General features: G+C 66.8%; 22 protein-coding genes and 3 tRNA genes. 18 read left to right on the top strand and 7 right to left on the bottom strand.

The features are described from left to right. The first annotated feature begins 3 nt into the window (after window positions 1-3). From SNOV_RS07990 to SNOV_RS08000, 3 genes are read left to right on the top strand one after another with little or no spacing between them, the layout of a single operon-like run. Window positions 4-1,107, top strand: coding sequence for an isocitrate/isopropylmalate dehydrogenase family protein (locus tag SNOV_RS07990; protein WP_013166411.1), 1,104 nt, complete (start codon window positions 4-6; stop codon window positions 1,105-1,107). Further along, window positions 1,094-2,200, top strand: coding sequence for a tartrate dehydrogenase (locus tag SNOV_RS07995; protein WP_013166412.1), 1,107 nt, complete (start codon window positions 1,094-1,096; stop codon window positions 2,198-2,200). Before SNOV_RS07990 ends, SNOV_RS07995 begins: the two co-directional genes overlap by 14 nt. A gap of 42 nt (window positions 2,201-2,242) precedes the next feature. Then, window positions 2,243-2,944 carry an FCD domain-containing protein gene (locus SNOV_RS08000; protein WP_013166413.1) on the top strand — a complete coding sequence of 234 codons (702 nt, stop codon included), beginning with the start codon at window positions 2,243-2,245 and terminating at the stop codon, window positions 2,942-2,944. A 93-nt stretch (window positions 2,945-3,037) separates the two neighbouring features. On the opposite strand, the gene SNOV_RS08005 is transcribed toward SNOV_RS08000, so the two are convergent. Both SNOV_RS08005 and SNOV_RS08010 read right to left on the bottom strand, forming a co-directional pair. After that, a complete protein-coding gene (locus SNOV_RS08005) occupies window positions 3,038-4,063 on the bottom strand; it encodes a PdxA family dehydrogenase (RefSeq protein WP_013166414.1) in 1,026 nt (341 codons plus the stop codon). A 4-nt stretch (window positions 4,064-4,067) separates the two neighbouring features. Beyond that, window positions 4,068-4,808: an FCD domain-containing protein gene (locus SNOV_RS08010; protein WP_013166415.1), complete on the bottom strand. Its 741-nt coding sequence runs from the start codon at window positions 4,806-4,808 to the stop codon at window positions 4,068-4,070. A 292-nt stretch (window positions 4,809-5,100) separates the two neighbouring features. On the opposite strand from SNOV_RS08010, the gene SNOV_RS08015 reads away from it, so the two are divergent. Then, the gene (locus SNOV_RS08015; protein WP_013166416.1) at window positions 5,101-6,186 is read left to right on the top strand and encodes a tartrate dehydrogenase; all 1,086 of its coding nucleotides are present in this window, start codon (window positions 5,101-5,103) and stop codon (window positions 6,184-6,186) included. A gap of 29 nt (window positions 6,187-6,215) precedes the next feature. Then, window positions 6,216-7,643 (top strand): MmgE/PrpD family protein, encoded by a 1,428-nt coding sequence (locus SNOV_RS08020; protein ID WP_013166417.1) that lies wholly within the window; start codon window positions 6,216-6,218, stop codon window positions 7,641-7,643. Window positions 7,644-7,876: 233 nt separating this feature from the next. On the opposite strand, the gene SNOV_RS08025 is transcribed toward SNOV_RS08020, so the two are convergent. Then, a tRNA-Glu gene (locus SNOV_RS08025) sits at window positions 7,877-7,951 on the bottom strand. Between the two features lie 110 nt (window positions 7,952-8,061). Further along, window positions 8,062-8,484 carry a VOC family protein gene (locus SNOV_RS08030; protein WP_013166418.1) on the bottom strand — a complete coding sequence of 141 codons (423 nt, stop codon included), beginning with the start codon at window positions 8,482-8,484 and terminating at the stop codon, window positions 8,062-8,064. A gap of 56 nt (window positions 8,485-8,540) precedes the next feature. On the opposite strand from SNOV_RS08030, the gene SNOV_RS08035 reads away from it, so the two are divergent. From SNOV_RS08035 to SNOV_RS08050, 4 genes are all read left to right on the top strand, one after another. Continuing rightward, window positions 8,541-9,308, top strand: coding sequence for an SIR2 family NAD-dependent protein deacylase (locus SNOV_RS08035; RefSeq protein ID WP_013166419.1), 768 nt, complete (start codon window positions 8,541-8,543; stop codon window positions 9,306-9,308). Between the two features lie 132 nt (window positions 9,309-9,440). Next, on the top strand, window positions 9,441-10,040 hold the full coding sequence (locus tag SNOV_RS08040) for a cold-shock protein (RefSeq protein WP_013166420.1): 600 nt from the start codon (window positions 9,441-9,443) through the stop codon (window positions 10,038-10,040). A gap of 29 nt (window positions 10,041-10,069) precedes the next feature. Beyond that, window positions 10,070-10,558: a DUF192 domain-containing protein gene (locus SNOV_RS08045; protein WP_013166421.1), complete on the top strand. Its 489-nt coding sequence runs from the start codon at window positions 10,070-10,072 to the stop codon at window positions 10,556-10,558. Between the two features lie 20 nt (window positions 10,559-10,578). After that, window positions 10,579-11,478: an ATP-grasp domain-containing protein gene (locus tag SNOV_RS08050; RefSeq protein WP_013166422.1), complete on the top strand. Its 900-nt coding sequence runs from the start codon at window positions 10,579-10,581 to the stop codon at window positions 11,476-11,478. Between the two features lie 14 nt (window positions 11,479-11,492). Here SNOV_RS08050 and SNOV_RS08055 read toward each other — a convergent pair whose 3' ends face one another. Continuing rightward, window positions 11,493-11,705 carry an OmpA family protein gene (locus SNOV_RS08055; RefSeq protein ID WP_041782099.1) on the bottom strand — a complete coding sequence of 71 codons (213 nt, stop codon included), beginning with the start codon at window positions 11,703-11,705 and terminating at the stop codon, window positions 11,493-11,495. A gap of 154 nt (window positions 11,706-11,859) precedes the next feature. Further along, window positions 11,860-11,936, bottom strand: a tRNA-Pro gene (locus SNOV_RS08060). Window positions 11,937-12,213: 277 nt separating this feature from the next. On the opposite strand from SNOV_RS08060, the gene SNOV_RS08065 reads away from it, so the two are divergent. Both SNOV_RS08065 and SNOV_RS08070 read left to right on the top strand, forming a co-directional pair. Beyond that, a complete protein-coding gene (locus tag SNOV_RS08065; protein WP_013166423.1) occupies window positions 12,214-12,519 on the top strand; it encodes an ETC complex I subunit in 306 nt (101 codons plus the stop codon). A 27-nt stretch (window positions 12,520-12,546) separates the two neighbouring features. Beyond that, window positions 12,547-12,623, top strand: a tRNA-Arg gene (locus tag SNOV_RS08070). Between the two features lie 38 nt (window positions 12,624-12,661). On the opposite strand, the gene SNOV_RS08075 is transcribed toward SNOV_RS08070, so the two are convergent. Beyond that, window positions 12,662-13,630, bottom strand: a complete 969-nt coding sequence (locus tag SNOV_RS08075) for an OmpA family protein (protein ID WP_210160646.1) — start codon at window positions 13,628-13,630, stop codon at window positions 12,662-12,664. Between the two features lie 261 nt (window positions 13,631-13,891). On the opposite strand from SNOV_RS08075, the gene SNOV_RS08080 reads away from it, so the two are divergent. The 7 genes from SNOV_RS08080 to SNOV_RS23775 all read left to right on the top strand — a co-directional run bounded on the left by SNOV_RS08080 (window position 13,892) and on the right by SNOV_RS23775 (window position 21,899). Continuing rightward, window positions 13,892-15,385, top strand: a complete 1,494-nt coding sequence (locus SNOV_RS08080) for an acetyl-CoA hydrolase/transferase family protein (protein WP_013166425.1) — start codon at window positions 13,892-13,894, stop codon at window positions 15,383-15,385. Between the two features lie 165 nt (window positions 15,386-15,550). After that, window positions 15,551-16,984 carry a multicopper oxidase family protein gene (locus SNOV_RS08085; protein WP_013166426.1) on the top strand — a complete coding sequence of 478 codons (1,434 nt, stop codon included), beginning with the start codon at window positions 15,551-15,553 and terminating at the stop codon, window positions 16,982-16,984. An 85-nt stretch (window positions 16,985-17,069) separates the two neighbouring features. Continuing rightward, window positions 17,070-17,651, top strand: a complete 582-nt coding sequence (locus SNOV_RS08090) for a nucleoside 2-deoxyribosyltransferase (RefSeq protein WP_013166427.1) — start codon at window positions 17,070-17,072, stop codon at window positions 17,649-17,651. A gap of 151 nt (window positions 17,652-17,802) precedes the next feature. Then, entirely contained in the window at window positions 17,803-18,087 is a 285-nt protein-coding gene (locus SNOV_RS08095) for a hypothetical protein (protein ID WP_013166428.1), read from the top strand. A gap of 191 nt (window positions 18,088-18,278) precedes the next feature. Next, window positions 18,279-19,535 (top strand): aminopeptidase, encoded by a 1,257-nt coding sequence (locus tag SNOV_RS08100; protein WP_013166429.1) that lies wholly within the window; start codon window positions 18,279-18,281, stop codon window positions 19,533-19,535. Window positions 19,536-19,653: 118 nt separating this feature from the next. After that, complete coding sequence (locus SNOV_RS08105) at window positions 19,654-21,756, top strand: OmpA family protein (protein ID WP_144295963.1); 2,103 nt, start codon at window positions 19,654-19,656, stop codon at window positions 21,754-21,756. A 5-nt stretch (window positions 21,757-21,761) separates the two neighbouring features. Beyond that, window positions 21,762-21,899: a hypothetical protein gene (locus SNOV_RS23775; protein WP_187291101.1), complete on the top strand. Its 138-nt coding sequence runs from the start codon at window positions 21,762-21,764 to the stop codon at window positions 21,897-21,899. Window positions 21,900-21,929 lie beyond the last annotated feature (30 nt).

The raw sequence follows: 21,929 nt of genomic DNA on the forward strand, positions 1-21,929 counted from the left end.
GACGTGCCCGACCGGAATAACGGCACCCTGCGGATTGGCGTCCTCGAAGGGGACGACATCGGTCATGAGATCGTGCCCGCCGCTCAGCGTGTAGCTGCCGCCGCGGCCTCGGCGGCGGGGCTGTCCGTCGACTGGCGTCCCATTCCCATCGGCCGGCGCGCGCTCGATGAACTCGGTCATACGATGCCGCCGGGAACACTGGAGACTCTCGGCACCCTCGACGGCTTCATCCTCGGCCCCATCGGCCATCAGGCCTATCCGAAGGTGCCGGCGGCGATCAATCCGCACCCGATCCTGCGCAAGCACTTCGACCTCTTCGCCAATGTGCGCCCGACCCGCTCCTATCCCGGGCTCGGGTGCCTTTATGACGACATCGACCTCGTCATCATCCGGGAGAACAATGAAGGCTTTCAGCCGGACCGAAACGTCGTCGCCGGTTCCGGCGAGTTCCGCCCCACGCACGACACGACCATCTCGGTGCGCGTCATCACCCGCGACGGCAGTCGCAAGGTCGCGCGTGCGGCGCTGGAGATCGCGCGCTCCCGCAAGAAGCGCCTGACGGTCGTCCACAAGGACACCGTGTTCAAGCTCGGCTGCGGGATGTTCGTCGAGGAGTGCTACGCCGCCGGCGAGGAATTTCCCGACGTCACCATCGACGAGGTGATCGTCGATACCTTCGCCATGAAGCTGGTTCGCGAACCGCAGCGTTTCGACACGGTCGTCACCACCAACATGTTCGGCGACATCCTGACCGACGAGGCGGCGGGTCTGGTAGGCGGCCTCGGCATGGCGCCCGGGCTGTGCATCGGGCGCGGCGATATCGCCATGGCGCAGGCGACGCACGGTTCAGCGCCCGATATCGCCGGCAAGGGCATCGCCAATCCCTACGCGATGATCGAGTCCACCCGCATGCTGGTCGAGTGGCTGGGTCGCAAGCGCGGCATCGCGGCGGCCGAGCGCGCCGCAGCCCTCATGAAGGCCGCCATCGAGGCGGCTCTGGCCGACCCCGCGACCCGCACGCCGGACATTCGCGGCACCGGCACACAGGCCGACATGGTCGGCGGAATGATTTCAGCCATGGAGACGTTCGGTCATGCGGCAGCATAAGATCGCCCTGATACCCGGAGACGGCATCGGCTCGGATGTCATCCAAGCCGGACGCCGCGTGCTCGATGCACTCGCGGATGCCGGCGGAGGCTTCGCCTTCGAGTTCGAAAGCTTCGACTGGGGCTCGGATCGGTATCGTCGCGTCGGCAGAATGATGCCGGAGGACGGCGTCGATACGCTTCGAAGCTTCGACGCCATCTACTTTGGCGCCGTCGGCGACCCGCAGATTCCCGACCACATCACGCTCTGGGAGTTGCGCCTCGCCATCTGCCAGGGGCTGGACCAGTACGCCAATGTCCGGCCCTCGCGGCTGCTGCCGAACATTGCCGGTCCCCTCAGGCCCGAGCTCGGCCGCGAGATCGATTGGGTGATCGTGCGGGAGAACAGCGAGGGCGAATATGCCGGCGCCGGCGGTCGCGCCCATCGCGGGCTGCCGATCGAGGTAGGCCTCGACGTCTCGGTGTTCACGCGCGCGGGCGTGGCGAGGATCGCGCGCTTTGCGTGCGAACTCGCCATGTCGCGGCCGCGGCGCAAGCTGACCGTCGTCACCAAATCCAACGCGCAGCGCCATGGCATGGTGCTGTGGGACGAGGTGTGCCGCTCGGTCGTGAAGGACTTTCCCGAGCTCGACGTCGACTGGATGCTGGTCGATGCCATGACGATGCGCATGGTATTGCGCCCCGGCACCATCGATACCGTGCTTGCCACCAACCTGCATGCCGATGTGTTGTCGGACCTCGCTTCCGCACTGAGCGGCAGCCTTGGGATCGGCGCCACCGGCAATCTCGCCCCCGACCGCGGCGTGCCCTCGATGTTCGAGCCGATCCACGGATCGGGCTTCGATCTGATCGGCAAGGGGATAGCCAATCCCATCGGCGCGTTCTGGACGGCTGTGCTGATGCTCGATCATCTCGGCGAGTCGGCCGCCGCCGCGCGGCTGATGGCGGCCATCGAGCAGGTGACGGAAGAGGGAGGGGTTCTGACCCCCGATCTCGGCGGGACGGCCCGCACGGATGATGTCACGGCTGCGGTCATCGGCATCATCAAACGACAAAATGACGCAGAACTCTCTCTGCAGCGTAGCAACGCGTAGAAAATGCGAGCCCTTTGAGCTTGAATTGTCTACAATTGACGAATGGATGTGAAAAACGAACTGAGCCATCTCAACGACCTGTCCGTGGTGAAGAGCGTTTCGCTCACGAGTGCGCTCGAAAAGGAAATCGAGCGCCTCATCCTCACCGGCGAACTGGAACCGGGCGAGCGGATCAACGAGATCCAGCTCTCGAACCGTTTCGGCACGAGCCGCGGCCCCATCCGCGAGGCGACGCGGAGCCTGGAAGCCAAGGGGCTGGTGGAGGTGGTGCGAAACCGCGGCGTCTTCGTGCGCCGGCTGTCGGTGCAGGACGCGATCGAGATCTACGACGTGCGTGCGGCGCTGTTCGGCCAGGCGGGCCGCCTGCTGGCGGAGCGCATGAATGACGAACTGCTCGCCGAATTGACCAGGCTCGTCGACGAGATGGACATCGTCGCCGAGCGCGGCAGCTTCGATGACTATTACCCGCTCAACCTCGCCTTTCACAATTTCATCGTCACCTCGGCGGGCAATCGGACGCTGACGGCGGAATACCACCGTTTCGTCAACAAGCTACACCTCTTCCGCGCCCGCGCGCTGGTCCAGGGCGGGGGGCTTGCCGTGTCGAACCGCGAGCACCGCGCCATGCTCGAGGCGCTTGCCTCAGGCGACGGCGACCGGGCGCAGATGACGCATTGGCGCCACGTCGCGCTGGCCAAGCGCCGCGTCATCGCCACCGTCGACAGCGCGTCGCGTATCGACTGACGCAGTGATCTTCTCGATCGATAGCCGGCAAATTTCTTCCGGCCTTTTGCGGAGCATGCGCGCCGCGTAGAGGCAGCCCGGCTGCGCGATGGCTTATGCCGCCGCGCGTGCCTCGATCTGCCGGGAAGCCACGCGCGCGGCGAGGCGGAGGGCCGCCTCGAAGGCGCCGATATCGGCAATGCCCTTGCCCACAATATCGAATGCCGTCCCATGCGCCGGCGTGGTGAACACGATCTCCAGCCCGGCCGTGATCGTCACGCCCTTGTTGAAGCCCTTGAGCTTGGTCGCGATCTGGCCCTGGTCGTGATACATGGCCAGAACGCTGTCATAGGTGCCGTTGAAGGCCTTCAGGTAGACGGTGTCGGCCGGCCACGGGCCGTCGCAGGCGATGCCCTCCCGCGCCATCGCCTCGACCGCCGGCCGGATGATGTCGATCTCCTCGGTGCCGAACAGGCCGCCTTCGCCGGCGTGGGGGTTGAGGGCGGCGACGGCGATGCGCGGCCGCTCGATGCCGGCCTTGCGCATGGTCTCGTCCGCAAGGCGCAAGGCACGGCAGATGGAATCGAACGACACCTGATCGAGGGCGGTGCGCAGCGACACATGCGAAGTGACGCGCGTCATCCACTGGCCTTCAAGGACGTTCATTTCGCTGAACGGGCCGGTGTGCTCCAGCAGATGGGCGAACATCTTGTGTTCGTCAGGGAAGCGCCAACCGCCTTTGAACATCGCCTGCTTGTTGAGTGGCGCGAAGCACACGCCGTCGATCTCGCCCGCCTTGGCGAAGTCGATCGCCCGTGCCAGCGTCTCGCCCGTTAGCCGCCCGGACTCGGGATTGATAACGCCCTGCGGAAGGGTCGAGGGATCGATATTGCCCAGATCGACCAGCGGGATCTCCGGCGCGTCCCAGTCCACGGCGGAGGGGGAGGGATATCGGCGAAAGTTCAGCGAAACGCCTGCCTGCTTGGCGCCGAGCTCCAGCACACGGGAGTCACCGACGACGACGATCCGCGCCACGTCGCGCCCGCGCCCTTCATGAAGGATGCGCGCGGTCTGCTCCGGTCCGATACCGGTGCAGTCGCCGGGGACGAGGGCGAGAACGGGAAGTTCGACGCGGGTCATGGGGCTACCTGTCTGGGAATTTCGGTGTTTTGGGATCAAGCGGACTGAGGCGCGCGTGCATGGCCGCGTCGTCTTCGAGCGTCCGCAGGAAGCGGGCCTTGCCGGCGAGAATGTGCCGCTCGAGCAGACGCGCGGCCGTCGTGCCGTCGCTCTGGCGCAGCGCCTCGAGGATGGCCTTGTGCTCGTCGTTGGAGGTTCGCATCGAGCCGGGCAGGACCAAGCCCCGCCGGCGGAACAGGTGCAGCTCGGCCTCGAGCAGCGGATACAGCTCGATGAGCTTGGCGTTGTCCGAGGCCATCACCACCTGGCGGTGGAACTCGTTGTTCAGCGTATAGAAGGTGGCGATATCCGCCGCCTCTATGGCGGCGTCCATCCGGCCGATCAACTCGTCCATCAGCCGGAGATGGGAGGTCGTGATGATCGAGGCCGCCAGACGCCCGGCGGTGCCGAACAGGCCGGCGCGGATGTCGTAGAGGTCGAGCGCTTCCTTGGTGTTTATCTCGCGAACGAAGAACCCTCGGTTCAGTTCGCTGCGCAGGAGCCCGATCTGCTCCAGCGCCCGGCACGCTTCACGAACTGGACCACGACTGATCCCGAGCTTCAGCGCGAGTGCGCTCTCGTTGATGCGCACACCCCCGGTCAGTTCGCCGGTGCCGATCAGGCGTTCGATCTCCCGCTGGATCAGCGGCACATGCGAGATCGTGCGCGGTGTTCGGCGAGGGCTGGGTGACGAGACGCGATCCATGACGGCATCTCGCCAGCGCTCGTGTCGATTGTCAACAGTTATCGTCGCGTACCGCTCTCAGGGCAGTTTGAGCCAACGACACCATCAACCGCTTCCGAAGTTCGGAAAATAGCGCTAAGGCTTTATTTGATTTGGCTATCTGGCGCGCGAGACAAAGCCCTCCAAATCCCGCTGCCGATCATCCATCTGTGAAACTTGCGCCAAAATTGTTGACAGTTGACGACCTCATGCGCACTCTCGCGCCGTCGTTTGCTATCAGGCCCTCATTATCGTCCGACACCCAGGAGTTCCCATGACAGCCTATTCCATAGCGGTTATTCCCGGCGACGGGATCGGCAATGAAGTGGTGCCGGAAGCGCAGCGCGTATTGGAGGCGGCGGCTCGCAAGGGGGGCTTCTCCTTCGACTGGACGCATTACGACTGGAGCTGCGAACGCTTCGCCAAGACCGGCGCCATGATGCCGGCGGACGGCCTGGAGCAGATCCGCACCAAGGACGCCATCTTCCTGGGCGCCGTCGGCTTTCCCGGCGTCCCGGACCATGTCTCTCTCTGGGGCCTGTTGATCCCCATCCGCCGCGGCTTCCATCAATATGTGAATCTGCGCCCTGTGAAGCTGCTGGCCGGCGTGGAAAGCCCGCTCAAGGGGCGCGGGCCGGGCGACATCGACTTCTATGTCGTGCGCGAGAACAACGAGGGCGAATATTCTTCGATCGGCGGGCGCCTGTATGAGGGCGGCGCCGACGAGCTGGTCATGCAGCAGTCGATCTTCACCCGCCGGGGCTGCGACCGGGTAATGCGCTATGCCTTCGAGCTGGCCAAGGGGCGCAAGAAGCACGTCACCTCGGCGACCAAGTCGAACGGCATCAGCCATACCATGCCCTACTGGGACGAGCGCTTCGCGGCGATCTCGAAGGAATATCCCGGCTTCACGACCGACCAGTTCCACATCGACATCCTGACCGCCCATTTCGTCCGCAACCCGGACTGGTTCGACGTGGTGGTCGCCTCGAACCTCTTCGGCGACATCCTCTCGGATCTCGGCCCGGCGGTCGTCGGCTCCATCGGCATCGCGCCCGGCGGCAACATCAATCCGGAGAAGGAATATCCGTCCATGTTCGAGCCGGTTCACGGCTCGGCGCCGGACATCGCCGGCAAGGGCATCGCCAACCCGATCGGCCAGATCTGGTCCGGGGCAATGATGCTGCGTCATCTCGGCGAGGAAGCCGCGGCGCGGGCGGTCGAAGACGCAATCGAACAGGTGCTCGCACGCCGCGACAGCCTCACGCGCGACCTCGGCGGCAAGGCCGGCACGCGCGAATTGACCGACGCCATCATCGGGGCGCTGGACGCCACGGCCATCCGCCAGCCGGCCGCCTGATACGACAACGACAAAGAAGGAAACGCACCATGACGTTGCATCAGACCAACCCTGCCCACGCCCAGCCGATCGTCGAGGGGCTCACGCGGCAGGTGGCGGAATTCGTCGTCGACACGAAGCTGTCTGATCTGCCCGCCGAGGTGGTCGAGCTCGGCAAGAAATCCATTCTCGACGGCATCGGTCTGGCGCTGTCGGGTTCGGTCGCCAAGAGCGGCGAGCACATCCGCGACTATCTCACTGGGCTTGGCATCAAGGAGGGGCCGGCGACCGTGATCGGCACCCCGCTCAAGGTGCCGCCGCGCTTCGCCGCCTTCGCCAACGGCGTCGGTATTCACGCCGATGATTACGACGACACCCAGCTGGCCGTCGCCAAGGACCGCGTCTACGGGCTGCTCACGCACCCCACCGCCCCTGCCTTGCCCGCGGCTCTCGCCGTGGCCGAAGCCGGTGGGCGTTCGGGCGCGGACATGATGCTGGCCTATCACCTCGGCGTCGAGGTCGAGTGCAAGATCGCCGAGGCGATCAACCCGCGCCACTACCAGCACGGTTTTCACGCGACGGCGACCTGCGGCACCTATGCCGCGGCCGCGGCGGCGTCGAAGCTCAAGGGGTTGAGCGTCGAGCAGGTGGTGCGCGCCTTCGGCTGCGCCGGCAGCCAGTCGGCCGGCCTTCGCGAGAATTTCGGCACCATGATGAAGCCCTTTCACGCCGGGCGTTCGTCCGAGAGCGGTGTCGTCGCCGCTGATTTCGCCGAGCTCGGCTGGACGACGACGGACAAGATCCTGGAAGCCCCGCGCGGCTTCTTCCAGGCGGCCGGCGGTGGCTTCGATGCGGGAGCGATCTCCGGCAAGCTCGGCCACCCCTGGACGTTCGTCTTCCCGGGCGTGTCGATCAAGCCGCATCCCTCGGGGTCGCTGACCCATCCGGGCATGACCGAGATGCTGAGGCTCATTCGCGAGCATGACATCAAGGCTGGCGACGTAGAGCGGGTGGATGTCGGCACCAACCAGAACATGCCGAACGCGCTGATCCATCACCGCCCGAAGAACGAGCTCCAGGCCAAGTTCTCCATGGAATTCTGCATGGCGATCCTGCTGCTCGACGGGCGGGGCAGCCTGCCCGAATTCACCGACGAGGTGGTGGAGCGCCCCGACGTGAAGGCGATGATCGAGCGAGTGAATTTCCACGTCCACCCGGAGGCGGAAGCCGCCGGCTACGACAAGATGACCACGATCATCGACATCCACCTCAAGGATGGCCGCACCATCTCGGGCCGGGCGGATTTCGGCAAGGGCAGCCCGGCCAATCCGATGAGCTATGACGAATGCGCCGACAAGTTCCGCGGCTGCGCCGAATTCGCCAGGTGGGACAAAGCCAAGACGGAAGCCATCGTCGCGACGGTGCGGCGGCTGGAGGCGGTCGGCGACATACGCGAACTCACCAGCCTTTGTGCGTGACCATAAGGGTCACACACAGAACAGCCGAACAGCCTGAACCGGACAAACCTGCGCGCCTCGCTCGACCGTCATCGGAGAGAGCGAGGCGCCGGCAGGATCAATTCGTGCTGCTGATAGATGCCGTCCGAGACGACCGGCACGCCGCCCGCATGCGCGGTTCAATAACGATACCGGAAAGAGCCGCACTCGCCGACCCGGCCACCCGTCCGGGTGTTCGCAGTCTTGTACGGAAGTGGCGCGCCCTAGGGGAGTCGAACCCCTCTCTCCACCGTGAAAGGGTGGCGTCCTAACCGATAGACGAAGGGCGCGCAGGCGCGGCCCTTATAGGGGTGACAGCCCCGGCGCACAAGCGGTCGCGAGAGGTGTCGTCCACAGGCCAAGGTGCAGCCATCCTGGCCGCACCTTCCAAGGCGTCATCTCACCACTTGCCGGTGTTCGGCATCGAGGCCCAGGGCTCCTGCGGCTCCAGCGCGCCGCCCTTCTGCAGAAGCTCGATGGAGATGTTGTCCGGCGAGCGCACGAAGGCCATGCGCCCGTCGCGCGGCGGGCGGTTGATGGTGACGCCGCCATCCATCAGCTTCTGACAGGTGGCGTAGATGTCGTCGACCTCATAGGCGAGATGGCCGAAATTGCGGCCTTCGCCATAGGCTTCCGGGTCCCAGTTGAAAGTTAGCTCGAGCTCGGCGACGCGTTCCTGGCCGGGCGCCGCCAGGAAAACCAGCGTATAGCGGCCCTTCGAATCTTCCCGGCGACGGAGCTCCACCAGCCCCAGCTTGTTGCAGTAGAAATCCAGCGAGGCGTCGATGTCGGTGACGCGGACCATGGTGTGAAGATATTTCATGGCTACCCTTGAAGGCTCAGGCGGCGTGCCGCCGGTGGGACGAGTGGGCGCACATTATGACGACGGGCGATGACATCAAGGCGGCATGCGCGGATCTTGCCGACATCCTCGCCGGTATGCGCCGGGGCGTGGCCTTCACCGGCGCCGGCATCTCCACCGAATGCGGCATCCCCGATTTCCGCTCGCCAGGCGGCCTGTGGACGCGCAACAGGCCGATCGACTTCGAGAGCTTCCGCTCAAACCGACAGATGCGCGACGAGGCGTGGCGGCGGCGCTTCGAGATGGAGGCGGCCTTCGGCGGCGCGCAGCCGGGGCGCGGGCACAAGGCGCTGGCGCGGCTGCTCGGGGAAGGGCGGCTCGCCGGCATCGTGACGCAGAACATTGACGGGCTGCACCAGGCTTCCGGGGTACCGGAGGAGCATCTCGTTGAGCTGCACGGCAACAGCACCTATGCGACCTGTCTCGACTGCGGCACGCGCTACGAGCTCGGCTGGGTGCGGCAGCGCTTCGAAGCTTCGGGCGGTACGGCGCCCGATTGCCCGGACTGCGAGGGGCCGATCAAGACCGCCACCATCTCCTTCGGTCAGCCCATGCCGGCGCAGGCCATGACGCGGGCCGGTACGCTTACCGCCGCCTGCGATGTCTTCCTCGCCATTGGCTCCTCGCTGGTGGTGTGGCCGGCGGCCGGATTCCCGGTGCAGGCCAAGCGCGGCGGCGCCCGGCTGATCATCATCAACCGCGAGCCGACCGAGCTCGACGACATCGCCGATCTCGTCATCCATGCCGATATCGGCGACGTGTTCGAAGCTGTAGGGCAAGCCTGAACTTCCTGCCCAAATCCGCACCCGAATCAATTTGGGTGTTTTCGTGGCGGCGACGGGTGCTATGCTTTGAAATCAGAATCAAGCGGCTCCGCTGGCTGAGCGGGGCGAAGCGTTCGCGGAGGTACGCAGCCGATGGTGTCGGACGGTTCTCTGCCACGGCCCGGATTGGCCTCGCGCAGTTCGCTGGATCAGGACGTCGACGTTCCCGAGGGAGCGGAGGGCGTCGTCCAGATCGCCGGCACCATCAAATGGTTCGATGTCTCCAAGGGCTATGGCTTCGTGGTGCCGGATGGCGGCGGCAGCGACGTGCTGCTGCATGTGACCTGCCTGCGCCGCGGCGGTTTCAACACCGCGCAGGAAGGCGCGCGCATCGTCTGCGAGGCGGTGGCGCGCGAGCGCGGCTTCCAGGCGCTACGGGTGCTGTCCATGGACGCCTCGACGGCACTGCACCACTCGCAGCTGCCGCAGGCGCGCACCCATGTGAGCGTGCAGCCGGTCGGCGGCTTCGAGCGTGCTTGGGTCAAGTGGTTCAACCGGCTTCGCGGCTTCGGCTTCCTGTCGCGCGGGGAGGGGACGGAGGACATCTTCGTCCATATGGAGACGCTGCGCCGGCACGGCTTGACGGAGCTGCGGCCCGGCCAGATGGTGCTGGTGCGCTTCGGCCCCGGTCCCAAGGGGCTGATGGCCGCCGAGGTGCGCCCGGACGGCGCCTCGACACCGTCCTCTCACTAGGGAAGGCGCCACACGGCGCCGCGTCATCCATGCGTATCGCTCACCTCCAGGCCCGCTCGCGCGCCGGCGTGGCCCGGATGTTGGCCGCGGCCTTCGCGCTGGCCTTCCTGTTCACCGCACTTTCGGCGCAGGCGGCCAATTTCGAGAAGCTGACCATCGACACCAAGGCTGGGCCGGTCGCGGTCAACATCGAACTGGCGGTGACGCCGGCCGAGCGCGCCAAAGGGCTGATGTACCGCGCCCAGCTGGCGCCGGATGCCGGCATGCTGTTCGACTTCGAGGTCGACCAGCCTGTCTATATGTGGATGAAGAACACCTACATCCCGCTCGACATGCTGTTCATCCGCGCCGATGGCCGGGTGGCGAGCATCGCCACCGACACCACTCCGCTGTCGACCGAAACCATTTCATCGGGCGGCCCGGTGCGCGCGGTGCTGGAGCTGCCGGCCGGTACGGTGCGCGCCCGCGGCATCGCGGTCGGCGACCGCGTGAGGCACCGGCTGTTCGCGGGCGGGTAGCACGGCCAGAACACAGTCCCATGCTCCCCGACGTCCTCCCGCGCGCCACGCGAACTGTATTAAATTACCTGACGTCATCTCCGCGCCCGGTGCGGCTCATCGTCTATGGCCGGCATAGCGCCGATTGGAACACCGCGCTGGCACCCGATGCTCCGGTCTGGAACGTGATCGGACAGGTCGGCGAGGTCATGGTGCTGCCGCACGAGGCGCCGCTGCCGCCGTCCCGTAGCGGCTGGCGAACGCTCATCTTGCCGCTGATGGAGCCGCATATCCTCGCCTGCGCGCGCGACAGGCATGAGGGGCTGATGCCGAGCCATCACGCGGTCCGGACGCTGGCCGACAAGGCGCTGTTCGCGTACTATGCCGAGAGCCACGGGCTGGGCCGGCTCTGCCCTCCGCGTTTCGCCTCGACCTCTGAGGCGGCGCTGCCCTGCGTGGTGAAGCGCCATGATCTGAATGGCGGCTGCGGCGTCGAGATCGCCGAGAGCATCGAGGGCCTCGCCGAATTGAGCGGCATAGAGCCGTGGAAGGGGCACCCGGTTCTGCTGCAGGGCTATGAGCCGTCTCCCGCGCAGTACGTCACCCATGCGGTGTGCCGTTCCGGGCGAATCCTGTCGCAGGTCACCTATCGCCAGACGCTGGCCGACGGCGCGCGCATACGACGCTGGAACACGGCGTTGGTCCAGGAGCGCGTGAGCCCGGCGGCGGCCTGGCTGGACGGCATCGAGCGCTTCCTGCGGCCCCTGAGTTACAGCGGCCCGTGCTGCGTCGACTATATTGCGCGGGCGGACGGCTCGCTCTGCGTGTTCGAGATCAACCCGCGCCTCGGCGGCTCGCTGATGATGCCGGAGAATGTCGGCGATCTCGGCGCGTTGTTGCGGACGCTCCTGCGCTTCGCGCGGCCATTGGCAACGGGCTAGGGGTCCGTTCGCGCCTACTGCTCCACCAGCTCGACGCGGCGGTTCTTCGCCTGCCCGTTCTCGGTGCGGTTGCTCGCCACCGGCGCCAGCGGGCCGAGGCCGCGCGAAGCGAGGCGCTTGGCGTCGATGCCCTGTTTGGCAAGGACCGCCTCGAAGGAGTTCTGAGAGAAGGCGGGCGCGGCCAACAGCGCGCCCAGGATGAATGCCAGAAAGCCGAGCCGACGCATCGCATTGCCCCCACAAGTTGCGATGAACGCATCTTCTAGCCGATCGAAGCGTTGCGGTTACTGGATTCGTGGCGGCGAAGTCCGGGTGCTGGAAGCGATCAGACGTCGCTCCGGCGCGAACGGATTCCAACTCCGGTGAGGTCGATCGTCCGAATGGTCGGGGCAGCAGGATTCGAACCTGCGACCTGAAGTACCCAAAACTTCCGCGCTACCGGGCTGCGCTATACCCCGATCCATCGAAACCGTTGAGAACAAACGGTTTGCCGAAATCCGAGCTCGGATAATCGGCATCTTGGAATGGCACAGAGCAACTGAGCATGGCAAGGGGCGGCGTTGAAACTTCCGGCACGACCGTCGTGAGACCCCATTCGGCTCCGCCACGCCGACCGTTCCGGGCGTTCTGGCTGGCCGCCGCCGCTTGCCAGAAACTCCCCCTCGTCATAAGCAGATCGTGACCGGGGAATAGCCTGCGATCCCGAGCGGCGCGAGGGGAAGGGAGCGAGTTGAAATGGTGGCACGCATCTACAAGCCGACGCGCAACGCCATGCAGTCCGGCACGGCTAAGACCAAGCTCTGGGTGCTCGACTACGAGCCTGAGCAGCCGCGCCAGGTTGAGCCGCTGATGGGCTACACCAGCTCCGGCGACATGAAGAGCCAGCTTCGCCTCCGCTTCGACAGCAAAGAAGAGGCGATCGCCTATGCCGAGCGCCACGGCATCGCCTATCAGGTGCAGGAGCCGCAGGAGGCGACGCGGCGCAGAATGGCCTATGCGGATAATTTCAGCTTCCGCCGCATCGGCCAGTGGACTCACTGATTCCGCGCCGGGCGGCATGACGAGACCGGCCGCGTAGCTCAGCTGGATAGAGCAGCCGCCTTCTAAGCGGCAGGTCGCTGGTTCGAGCCCAGCCGCGGTCGCCAAGCTCCGCCTGTGGATTCGTCCGTACCGTACTTCGCCGTCATTGCGGGCGGCCAACCAACTCGACGATCTCGACGCGCCGGTTCTTCGCCCGCCCTTCCTCTGTGCGGTTGCTGGCGACCGGAGCGATCATGCCGGCACCGGCCGGCGTCGTTCGGTTCGCCGCGATGCCGTGCTGCGAGGTGAGGCGGTTCGCCACCGCCTGGGCGCGGCGCTGCGACAGCGAAAGATTGTAATCGAAGGCGCCATGCCCGTCGGTATGGCCGACGATCAGCACGCCAAGCTGCGGGTTGCTCTTCAGGAGGCTGGCCAACTGCGCGATCTGCGCTTCGGATTCCGGCTTGATGTCGGCTTTGTCGAAGTCGAAGTAGATGCCGTAGATCGCGATGCGGCCATCCTTCGCCAGCGCGCGTTCCATCTCGCTCGCCTCGATGACCTTGATCTGGCCGGTGTCCATCGCCTTGCCCTTGACGATGGTGACCGCGACGTGAGGGACGAGAGGACGCGTGCCGGTGGCCTTGCTCTCGACGCCGAGCATACCGACCGTCAGCTTGCCTTCGGTGCTGTCGCGCTCTGCCAGCAGATAGACTGACGTGTCCCATGTGGTGGGCATGCCGACCGCGCCCTTCGCCGCCGTCCAGAAGGCCGAGATATTGCCGGCGGGAGCGCAGTCCTTCTGTTGACAGAAGAAGCGGATTTCGAAGCCGTTCGCCTTCAGCGCCCCCTCGTAGTTGCGCATGACCTCGAGGATCGAGCGGCCCTCCGGCCCCTCGTAGCGGATGGAGGTCAGCTCGCCCGCAACCTCGGTCTGCCATGCCGACGGCTTGTCCTTCTCTCCGCGCCCCACCGCCTTGGAGGGCAGTCTCAGCTCCTCATAGCGTTTGGTCTCGTAGGAGGTGATGCGCGAGCCGTCATAACGGCCGATCGACGGGTAGTCGGACGAGCCTCGAACGTCGGCCGACTGCCCCAGGCTTGGCGCAAGGCCTCCGCCGATTGCAAGCACGAACACCAAGGCAACAAGGCAAATCCGCTGCATGCCACAGCCCCCCATGGACGGCTCGATGATGGAGGTTGCGGAACTGAATTACCTTTCGTCAAGCTTTCCGGAGTGGCCACTTGGCCGAAACCGTGCCTTGAAGTGGGAGGTTTCCCTGATGCCGTAGCTCTGCGTCAGGTGCATAGCGATATTGGAGGGGCACCAAAGTCGAATCGCCGCAGGCAAGGTGCCGCGCTATCGACCATCACCCGTACCGACACGTCAGGTTCCGCCATGCATCGCGAGCGCATCCGCCAGCCGTCGCTTCTGGACAAGGTCGTCAGCGCGGAGGAGGCCGCTGCCCATATCCGCGACGGCATGACGGTGGGGATGAGCGGCTTCACCCGCGCCGGGGAGGCCAAGGCGGTGCCGCTGGCGCTGGCGCAGCGGGCGAAGACCGAGCCGCTGAAGATCACCCTCATCACCGGCGCCTCGCTCGGCAACGACCTCGACAAGCAGCTGGCCGAGGCGCATGTCCTCGCCCGCCGCATCCCGTTCCAGTCCGATCCGGCGCTGCGCAAGGCGATCAATGCCGGCGAGGTGATGTTCGTCGACCAGCACCTCTCCGAGACGGTGGAGATGCTGCGCACCCGCCAGATGGGTCCGGTCGACGTCGCGGTGATCGAGGCCGTGGCGATCACCGAGCAGGGCGGGATCATCCCGACGACGTCGGTGGGCAATTCTGCGAGCTTCGCCATCCTGGCCGAGAAGGTGATCGTCGAGATCAACCTTTCGCAGCCGACCCTGCTCGAGGGCCTTCACGACATCTACATTCCGACCCGCCGGCCGGTGCGCCATCCCATCCCCGTGGTGGCGCCGGAGAACCGCGTCGGCCTGCCCTTCATCCCGGTGGACCCGGGGAAGATCGCCGCCATCGTCGTCACCTCGAAGCTCGATTCCTCCTCCACCGTGCTGCCGCCGGACGCGGAGACGCGGGCGATCGCCGGCCATCTGACCGAGCTGCTCAAGCACGAGGTGAAGCTCGGCCGGCTGACCGAGACGCTGCAGCCGCTGCAGGCGGGCATCGGCACTATCGCCAATGCGGTGATGCACGGGCTGATCGACAGCCCGTTCCGCAACCTCACCATGTATTCCGAGGTGCTGCAGGACTCGACCTTCGACCTGTTCGACGCCGGCAAGCTCGACTTCGCCTCCGGCTCCTCGATCACCCTGTCGCAGGCAAAGTACCAGGCGGTGCTGCCGGAGCTTGCCCGCTACAAGCCGAAGCTGGTGCTGCGCCCGCAGGAGATCAGCAACCACCCGGAGGTCATCCGCCGCCTCGGCGTCATCGCCGTGAACACGGCGCTGGAGTTCGACATCTACGGCAACATCAACTCCACCCATGTCGGCGGCACGCAGATGATGAACGGCATCGGCGGCTCCGGCGACTTCGCCCGCAACGCATTCCTCTCCGTCTTCGTTACCAAGTCGGTCGCCAAGAACGGCGCCATCTCCAGCGTCGTGCCGATGGTGAGCCATGTCGACCACACCGAGCACGACGTCGACATCGTGGTGACGGAGCAGGGGCTGGCGGACCTGCGTGGGCTGGCGCCGCGCGAACGGGCGAAGCTGATCATCGCGAATTGCGCCCATCCCGATTATCGCGACGCGCTCGCCGACTATCACGAACGAGCGCTCGCGCGCGGCGGGCATACGCCGCATCTGATCGAGGAGGCGCTCGGCTGGCACGCGGCGCTGCGCGAGCGCGGCACCATGCGGCGCGGCTGAGGGGGTCGGAGGATCCGTCCGGTTCGAGCGATTTCCCGCATGACGAGCGGTTGGCCGGCCGGCTAGTATCATCGTGCCTGTGCGGCGGCGCCGCCGGTGGCTGCGGATGCGCAGCTCGAGCTTCGCCGCGGCGCGCCACACGCGCCCGTCACGGGAGTCGCCGGCATGAACCTTTCGCGTCGTTCGCTTTTCCTCGCCGGTGCCGGGGCGGGCCTCGCCTCTGTGACTTGGCCTGCTACATCGGTGCGCGCCGCCGCGCCGCGCGTGCTGCGGCTGGAGAGCTACCAGATCGAGATCGCCGGCCGGGCGGCGACCCGCTTCCGCGTCGTGCAGCCGGACGGCACGGAGGGCCTGACCCTCGACGAGGGCGACGAATTCGACGTGCGGGTGGAGAACGGTCTCAACGAGCTGTCCGGGCTGCACTGGCACGGGTTGGTCGAGCCGTGGCGGCAGGATGGCGTTCCCTATCTCTCGGCCCCGCCGATTGCGCCGGGCGCGAGCGTGGATTACCGCTTTCCCGCCCTGCCGACCGGCACGCGCTGGATGCACTCGCATTTCGGACTGCAGGAGCAGAACCTGCTAGCCGTACCGCTGATCATCCGCGAGGCGTCGGCGATCCGTTCCGGCATACAGGAGGTGGTCATCCTGCTGGAGGACTTCTCCTGGCGGTCGCCCGAGGAAATCCTGGCCGGGCTCCGCAACCCGGCGCCATCCTCGGGCGGCATGAGCGCGATGCCGGGAATGGCGATGCCGAACACGCCCATGGCCGGGATGGCCATGTCCGGTCCCGACCTGAACGACGTCGAGTATGACCATTTCCTCGCCAACCGGCGCACGCTCGACGATCCCGATGTCGTCGAGGTGGAAAAGGGGAGCGAGGTGCGGCTGCGCATCATCAACGCCTCCGCCTCGACCAATTTCACCATCGATGTCGGCCCCGGTGGCGGGAGCCTTCTGACCGTTGACGGCTCGCCGATCCAGCCGGTAAGCGTGCGGCAGGTGCCGCTCGCCACCGCCCAGCGCGCCGATATCCTCGTGCGCATGCCAGCGGATGGCTCCGCGCTGCCGATCCTCGCGCTGGTCGAGGGCCGCGACCGCCGGGCCGGAATCGTGCTGCGGCCGAAAGGCGCTTCGGTCGCCAAGCTCAGCGAGACGGGGGATCAGGCTGGACCGCGGCTCACGCTCGACTTCGAGGCTACGCTGCGCACCGCTGAGAATTTCGCCGCAAAGCCCGCCGACCGCACCGTCCCCATCGACCTGACCGGCGACATGGCGCGCTATGCCTGGTTCATGCAGGTACACGACATGATCGGTCTGCCGGCGACGGCCGAGCGCGGCGAGCGGGTCGAGATCACCATGCGCAACACGACCGGCATGGCGCATCCCATGCACCTGCATGGCCATGTGTTCCAGGTGGTCGCCATTGATGGAAAGAGATTCGGCGGCGCGGTGCGCGACACCGTGCTGGTGACGCCCAACAGCACCGTCACCATCGCCTTCGACGCCGACAATCCCGGCCTGTGGGCGTTCCACTGCCACAATCTCTATCACATGGCCGTGGGCATGTTCACGACGCTGGTCTACCGCGGATTCGCGTAGAGGCCGGCAGCGGCATTGCGCGCGGCGCCGCGCGGCGGCTAAGGCTGGCGGGCATTCTCCGCCGAGGAGCCAGGTCGAATCGCCCATGTCCCGCCCGCTTCGCCTTTATCTCGCCGGACCCGAGGTGTTCCGGCCGGACGCCGCCGCCGAGGGCGAGCGGCTGGCGGCGCTGTGCCGCGAGGCCGGCGCGGAGGGCCTGTTTCCGCTGCATGCGGACGGCGTTGACATCAGGCAGGCCTGCATCGACATGATCGAGGAGGCCGACGCGCTCGTCGCCAACATCTCGCCCTTCCGCGGCATCCACATGGACCCCGGCACCGCCTTCGAGGTCGGCTATGCGGAAGCGCGTGGCAAGCCGGTGTTCCTGTGGTCGGACGATCTGCGGTCGCTGGTCGAGCGCGTCCCGGCCGGTGCCGATGGCCGTGACAGGGAAGGCAACCTCGTCGAGGACGGCGACCGGCCGGAGAACCTGATGATCGTCGATGGCCGCCGTGTCTGGAGGACGCCGGAGGAGGCGATTGCCGAGGCGATCACTGCGCTTGCCTTCACGATGAAGAATCGCGAGCTGCAGCGCATGGCGCGCTCATATGTCATGCTGGCGCTGGCGGTGAGCCTGTTCGTGGCTCTCGCCGCCGGTTTCCTCGTCAACCGGCTGGTTGGCTGGTAGCGCCGTAGCGGCAAGGCGAATCCGCATCCCCGGAACGCTTCGGTGCGGGCTTTTCGGAACAATTTTCCGCTTTTCGCCGTTGATACAGCGAACAGGCCGGCGGGTCCGCGCCGGCCGGTGCACGAATGGAAGAGGGATACGGAGACATATCATGCGCAAGCTGATTCTTGCCGCCTCTGCCCTGGGCATGCTGACCGCCGGCGGCGTCGCCACGGCGTCGGCTCAGTATATGAGTCCCGCCTATGGGACCTACGTCTATGAGGGCCGCAACGTCTATATGGAGCCTGCTCCGGTCTATACCGAGCGTTACGTCCGCGTGACGCCGCCGCTGGGGCCCAGCTATGGCTATGAGCCGAGCTATGCCGACCCCTGGTACATGCCCGGCGATCAGGCGATCATCAACCAGGAGCGTGTCAACAGCCGCGCCAGCCGCTGACGCTGTTGACGGCTCGGTTTTGACCGTCTGAGGAAAGGGTGGGCCATCGGCCCGCCCTTTTTCGTGCTTACTCATCACGCGTCGGGCTGAGCTTGACGCGCGAGGCTCGGGGTCTCTTGAATGGTGCGGGCGGATCGTTCGGGGCGGCTTGACCGGACGGTAACCTGCATTTGAGGCATTCGGAGACGGACATGACGAAGCACGCCGGCGTACCGGAGACGCTTTCCCACGAGGAGAGGCTGGATCGGTTGGGGGAGGTCGCCGTGCACGTCGGGCTCGGGCTGCGGCCCGGGCAGGAACTCGTCATGACCGCCTCGATCGACGCCCTGCCGCTGGTGCGCCGGATCACCGAGCATGCCTACAAGGCCGGCGCCAGCCTCGTCACCACGCTGTTCAGCGACGAGGAGGCGACGCTGATGCGCTTCCGCAACGCGCCGGACGACAGCTTCGATTCGGCCAGTGGCTGGCTCTATGAAGGCATGGCCAATGCCTTCAAGGCGGGCGCGGCACGCCTCGCCATCTCCGGCGAGAACCCCTCTCTGCTTGCGAACGAGGATCCGGCCAGGGTCTCCCGCGCCAACCGCGCGCGGTCGAAGGCCTATATGCCGGCGCTGTCGCTGATCGCCGGCTTCGACATCAACTGGACCATCGTGTCCTACGCGTCGCCCGCCTGGGCCAAGGCGATGTTCCCGGACGACCCGGAGGACATCGCGGTCGCCAAGCTCTGGCACGCCATCTTCGCCGCCTCACGCGTCGACACACCCGATCCGGTCGCCGCCTGGCAGGAGCACAATGCCGAACTGCACGCCCGCACTGCGCGACTAAACTCACGACGCTATGCGGCGCTGCGCTTCCGCGGGCCGGGCACCGACCTTACCGTCGGCCTCGCCGACGAGCATGAATGGGCGGGCGGCGCCTCGACCGCCAAGAACGGCATCGTCTGCAACGCCAACATCCCGACCGAGGAGGTGTTCACCACCCCGCACAAGGACCGGGTGGACGGCTATGTTGCGAGCACCAAGCCGCTTTCCTACCAGGGCACGCTGATCGAGGACATCGCGGTGCGCTTCGAGGGTGGGCGGATCATCGAGGCCAAGGCCCGCACCGGCGCCGATGTGCTCAACAAGGTGCTGGACACCGACGAAGGCTCGCGCCGCCTCGGGGAGGTGGCGCTGGTGCCGCATTCCTCGCCGATCTCCAAGAGCGGGCTGCTGTTCTACAACACGCTCTATGACGAGAACGCCGCCAGCCACATCGCCCTCGGCCAGTCCTATTCGAAGTGCTTCATCAACGGCTCGGCGCTGACTCCTGAGGAGCTGACCGCGCGCGGCGCGAACTCCAGCCTCATCCACATCGACTGGATGATCGGCTCGGGCGAGGTGGATGTGGACGGCATCACGGCCTCCGGCGAGGCCGAGCCGGTGATGCGCCGGGGTGAATGGGCCTGATGGCCGCTTGCCGCAAGGACTCGCCGGAAGTAGCGGCTTCCTGATGCCGCCGATCTATGATGAAGTCGCGCCGCCTCGCGGCCGATCGAATCCGGCTTCGGGAGGGGAGGCCAAGTTCATGTGTCGTTGGCGCGCCTGGTGGAAAGGGCTGCCGGCCCTTGCCGTAGTGGCGGCCCTCGCCATCGTCTTCGCGCGGGAGCCGGTGGAGAGGAACCTCTCGGCTCGTGCTGAATCGCTGCTGTCCGACATCGGCGAATCCTGGGCGCGTGCCCGCTTCGACGGCCGCAATGCGGTGCTCGAAGGCGAGGCGCTGTCGGAGGAGGCGCGGATCAAGGTCCGCGGCGAGATCGCGCGCCTGTTCGGCGTGCGCACGGTCGAGGACCGCACCACGCTGCTGCCGGAGCGCCGGCCCTTCACCTTCGGTGCCATACGCGACGGCAACCGGCTGCGTCTGGAAGGCTATGTGCCCTCGAACTATGCCCGCCGACGTATCGCCGAAGCCGCGGCGGAAATGGCCCCTGGCGTGGTGGTGACCGGGGAAAAGGAACTGGTGCGCGCCCGCGGCGTGCCCGCCGGTGACTTCATCGGCGTCGTCGCCTTCGGCATCCGGCAGCTGGCCAAGATGCAGGCCGGCCGCATCACCATCTCCGACGACGCTTTCTCCATAGAGGGCAGGGCGCCCGACTTCGCCACCTATGACGCGCTGGAAGTGACGGTGCGCAGCGAACTGCCCGGCGACTTCAAGCTGGCGCGCTTCGCCGTGCTGCCGCCGGCGGTCTCGCCCTTCATATGGTCGGCCGCGCGTGAACCCGATGGCGTCACGCTCTCGGGCTACATCCCGCTCGGCGACGCCCGGCGCGCTTTGCTCGACATGGTGCGCGCCGCCGTGCCCGGCGCGGCGATCTCCGACCAGCTGCGGCTCGCCGACGGTGCGCCGCCGACCGATGGCTGGCTCAAGGCGGTGTCCTTCGCGCTGAATCAGCTCGGCCGCCTGCCGGGCGGCAAGGTGTCGTTGTCGGGCACCACCATCGCCATCGAGGGGACGGCGCCGGACTTCGCCGCCTATGACGCGCTTGCCGGTGCGCGGCGCAGCGTGCCGGAGGGCTATACGCTCACCCGCTTCGCCGTCGAACCGCCGGCCGCCAACCCCTTCATCTGGGCCGTGCAGCGCGGCGTGAACGGATTGCGGCTAACCGGCTATGCGCCCTCCGAGGACGCCAAGCGCCTGATCCTCGACGCGGTGCGCGGCGATTTCCCCGGCGTGCCGGTGAGCGACGAGATGCGCATCGCCTCGGGCGGCCCGGCGGCGGAGGCCTGGGTGGCGGCGACGAGCTTCGGCGTCGACCAGCTCTCCAAGCTGCGCACCGGCGCCGTGCGGGGCAACGGTACCACCTTGTCGGTGACCGGCGAGGCGCAGGATTCGGCCGCCTACACCACCGTCCAGGCGGCGCTGAGCCAACCGATCCCGCGCGGCTTCGGCCTGCAGGCGGATGTGCGTCCGCCGGTCGTCTCGCCCTATGTGTTCAGTATGCGCAAGGACGCCGACGGGCTGACCATCTCCGGCTTCTTCCCCTCGCCGGACGAGCACCAGCGCCTCGTCGCCGCCGCCAAGGCGCAGTTCCTTGGCGCACCGGTGAACGACGTCTCGGCGCTGGCACAAGGGGCGCCGCAGGGCTTCGCCACTGCCGCGATGGCCGCGATGCGCGAGCTTGCCCGGCTCGAAGCCGGCGAGGCCCGTTTCGACGACGCCAAACTCAAACTGACAGGTACGGCGCTCTATGCCGGCGCGGTGGCGTCGATCCACGCCAATCTCGCCACCGCCCTGCCGCCAGGCTTCGCGCTGGAGGTCACGCTCGACGTCACCAGCCGGCACGAGGCGGTCGATCATGCCGCCTGCCAGAAATCGATCAACGAGCTGCTCGACAAGGGCACCATCGTCTTCAAGGGGCAGGGCGCCGACATCGACCCGGCGAGCCAGGGCCTGCTTGATCACGTGGCCGCGGCAGCGGCGTCCTGTCCGGATACGCTGATCGAGATCACCGTGCGCCAGCCGCAGACGACGCCAGCGCTTGCCTCCGCGCGGGCGCAGTCGGTGACGCAGTATCTCGCCGCGGCCGGCATCGCGCCCGACCGGCTGTTCATCGGCGGTCGTCCGGCGCTTGCCGCCCAGACACCGGAAGCCGGCGCCGGCGCGGCCGGCATCCAGCTTATCGTGAGGTGACGGCGATGTGGTTTCTTACGCTCGAGCTCTGGCCCTATCTCCTCGCCGCGCTCGCTGTCGGTCTGGCGACGGGCTGGCTGAGCGGCTGCAAGCCGCGTTCGCGCTCGATCACGAAGCCGCAGTCGGAGGAGGCCGCATCGTGACCCCGTTCGCGCTCGACGTTCTCGTCCTTA

The sequence above is a fragment of the Ancylobacter novellus DSM 506 genome (assembly GCF_000092925.1).
Lineage (GTDB): Bacteria > Pseudomonadota > Alphaproteobacteria > Rhizobiales > Xanthobacteraceae > Ancylobacter > Ancylobacter novellus.

What these genes read in the sequence shown, in the direction of transcription:
- SNOV_RS07995 (WP_013166412.1), top strand. Translation starts at nt 1,094, where the DNA reads ATGCGGCAGCATAAGATCGCCCTGATACCCGGAGACGGCATCGGCTCG.
- SNOV_RS08000 (WP_013166413.1), top strand. Translation starts at nt 2,243, where the DNA reads ATGGATGTGAAAAACGAACTGAGCCATCTCAACGACCTGTCCGTGGTG.
- SNOV_RS08005 (WP_013166414.1), bottom strand. Translation starts at nt 4,063, where the DNA reads ATGACCCGCGTCGAACTTCCCGTTCTCGCCCTCGTCCCCGGCGACTGC.
- SNOV_RS08010 (WP_013166415.1), bottom strand. Translation starts at nt 4,808, where the DNA reads ATGGATCGCGTCTCGTCACCCAGCCCTCGCCGAACACCGCGCACGATC.
- SNOV_RS08015 (WP_013166416.1), top strand. Translation starts at nt 5,101, where the DNA reads ATGACAGCCTATTCCATAGCGGTTATTCCCGGCGACGGGATCGGCAAT.
- SNOV_RS08020 (WP_013166417.1), top strand. Translation starts at nt 6,216, where the DNA reads ATGACGTTGCATCAGACCAACCCTGCCCACGCCCAGCCGATCGTCGAG.
- SNOV_RS08030 (WP_013166418.1), bottom strand. Translation starts at nt 8,484, where the DNA reads ATGAAATATCTTCACACCATGGTCCGCGTCACCGACATCGACGCCTCG.
- SNOV_RS08035 (WP_013166419.1), top strand. Translation starts at nt 8,541, where the DNA reads ATGACGACGGGCGATGACATCAAGGCGGCATGCGCGGATCTTGCCGAC.
- SNOV_RS08040 (WP_013166420.1), top strand. Translation starts at nt 9,441, where the DNA reads ATGGTGTCGGACGGTTCTCTGCCACGGCCCGGATTGGCCTCGCGCAGT.
- SNOV_RS08045 (WP_013166421.1), top strand. Translation starts at nt 10,070, where the DNA reads ATGCGTATCGCTCACCTCCAGGCCCGCTCGCGCGCCGGCGTGGCCCGG.
- SNOV_RS08050 (WP_013166422.1), top strand. Translation starts at nt 10,579, where the DNA reads ATGCTCCCCGACGTCCTCCCGCGCGCCACGCGAACTGTATTAAATTAC.
- SNOV_RS08055 (WP_041782099.1), bottom strand. Translation starts at nt 11,705, where the DNA reads ATGCGTCGGCTCGGCTTTCTGGCATTCATCCTGGGCGCGCTGTTGGCC.
- SNOV_RS08065 (WP_013166423.1), top strand. Translation starts at nt 12,214, where the DNA reads ATGGTGGCACGCATCTACAAGCCGACGCGCAACGCCATGCAGTCCGGC.
- SNOV_RS08080 (WP_013166425.1), top strand. Translation starts at nt 13,892, where the DNA reads ATGCATCGCGAGCGCATCCGCCAGCCGTCGCTTCTGGACAAGGTCGTC.
- SNOV_RS08085 (WP_013166426.1), top strand. Translation starts at nt 15,551, where the DNA reads ATGAACCTTTCGCGTCGTTCGCTTTTCCTCGCCGGTGCCGGGGCGGGC.
- SNOV_RS08090 (WP_013166427.1), top strand. Translation starts at nt 17,070, where the DNA reads ATGTCCCGCCCGCTTCGCCTTTATCTCGCCGGACCCGAGGTGTTCCGG.
- SNOV_RS08095 (WP_013166428.1), top strand. Translation starts at nt 17,803, where the DNA reads ATGCGCAAGCTGATTCTTGCCGCCTCTGCCCTGGGCATGCTGACCGCC.
- SNOV_RS08100 (WP_013166429.1), top strand. Translation starts at nt 18,279, where the DNA reads ATGACGAAGCACGCCGGCGTACCGGAGACGCTTTCCCACGAGGAGAGG.
- SNOV_RS08105 (WP_144295963.1), top strand. Translation starts at nt 19,654, where the DNA reads ATGTGTCGTTGGCGCGCCTGGTGGAAAGGGCTGCCGGCCCTTGCCGTA.
- SNOV_RS23775 (WP_187291101.1), top strand. Translation starts at nt 21,762, where the DNA reads ATGTGGTTTCTTACGCTCGAGCTCTGGCCCTATCTCCTCGCCGCGCTC.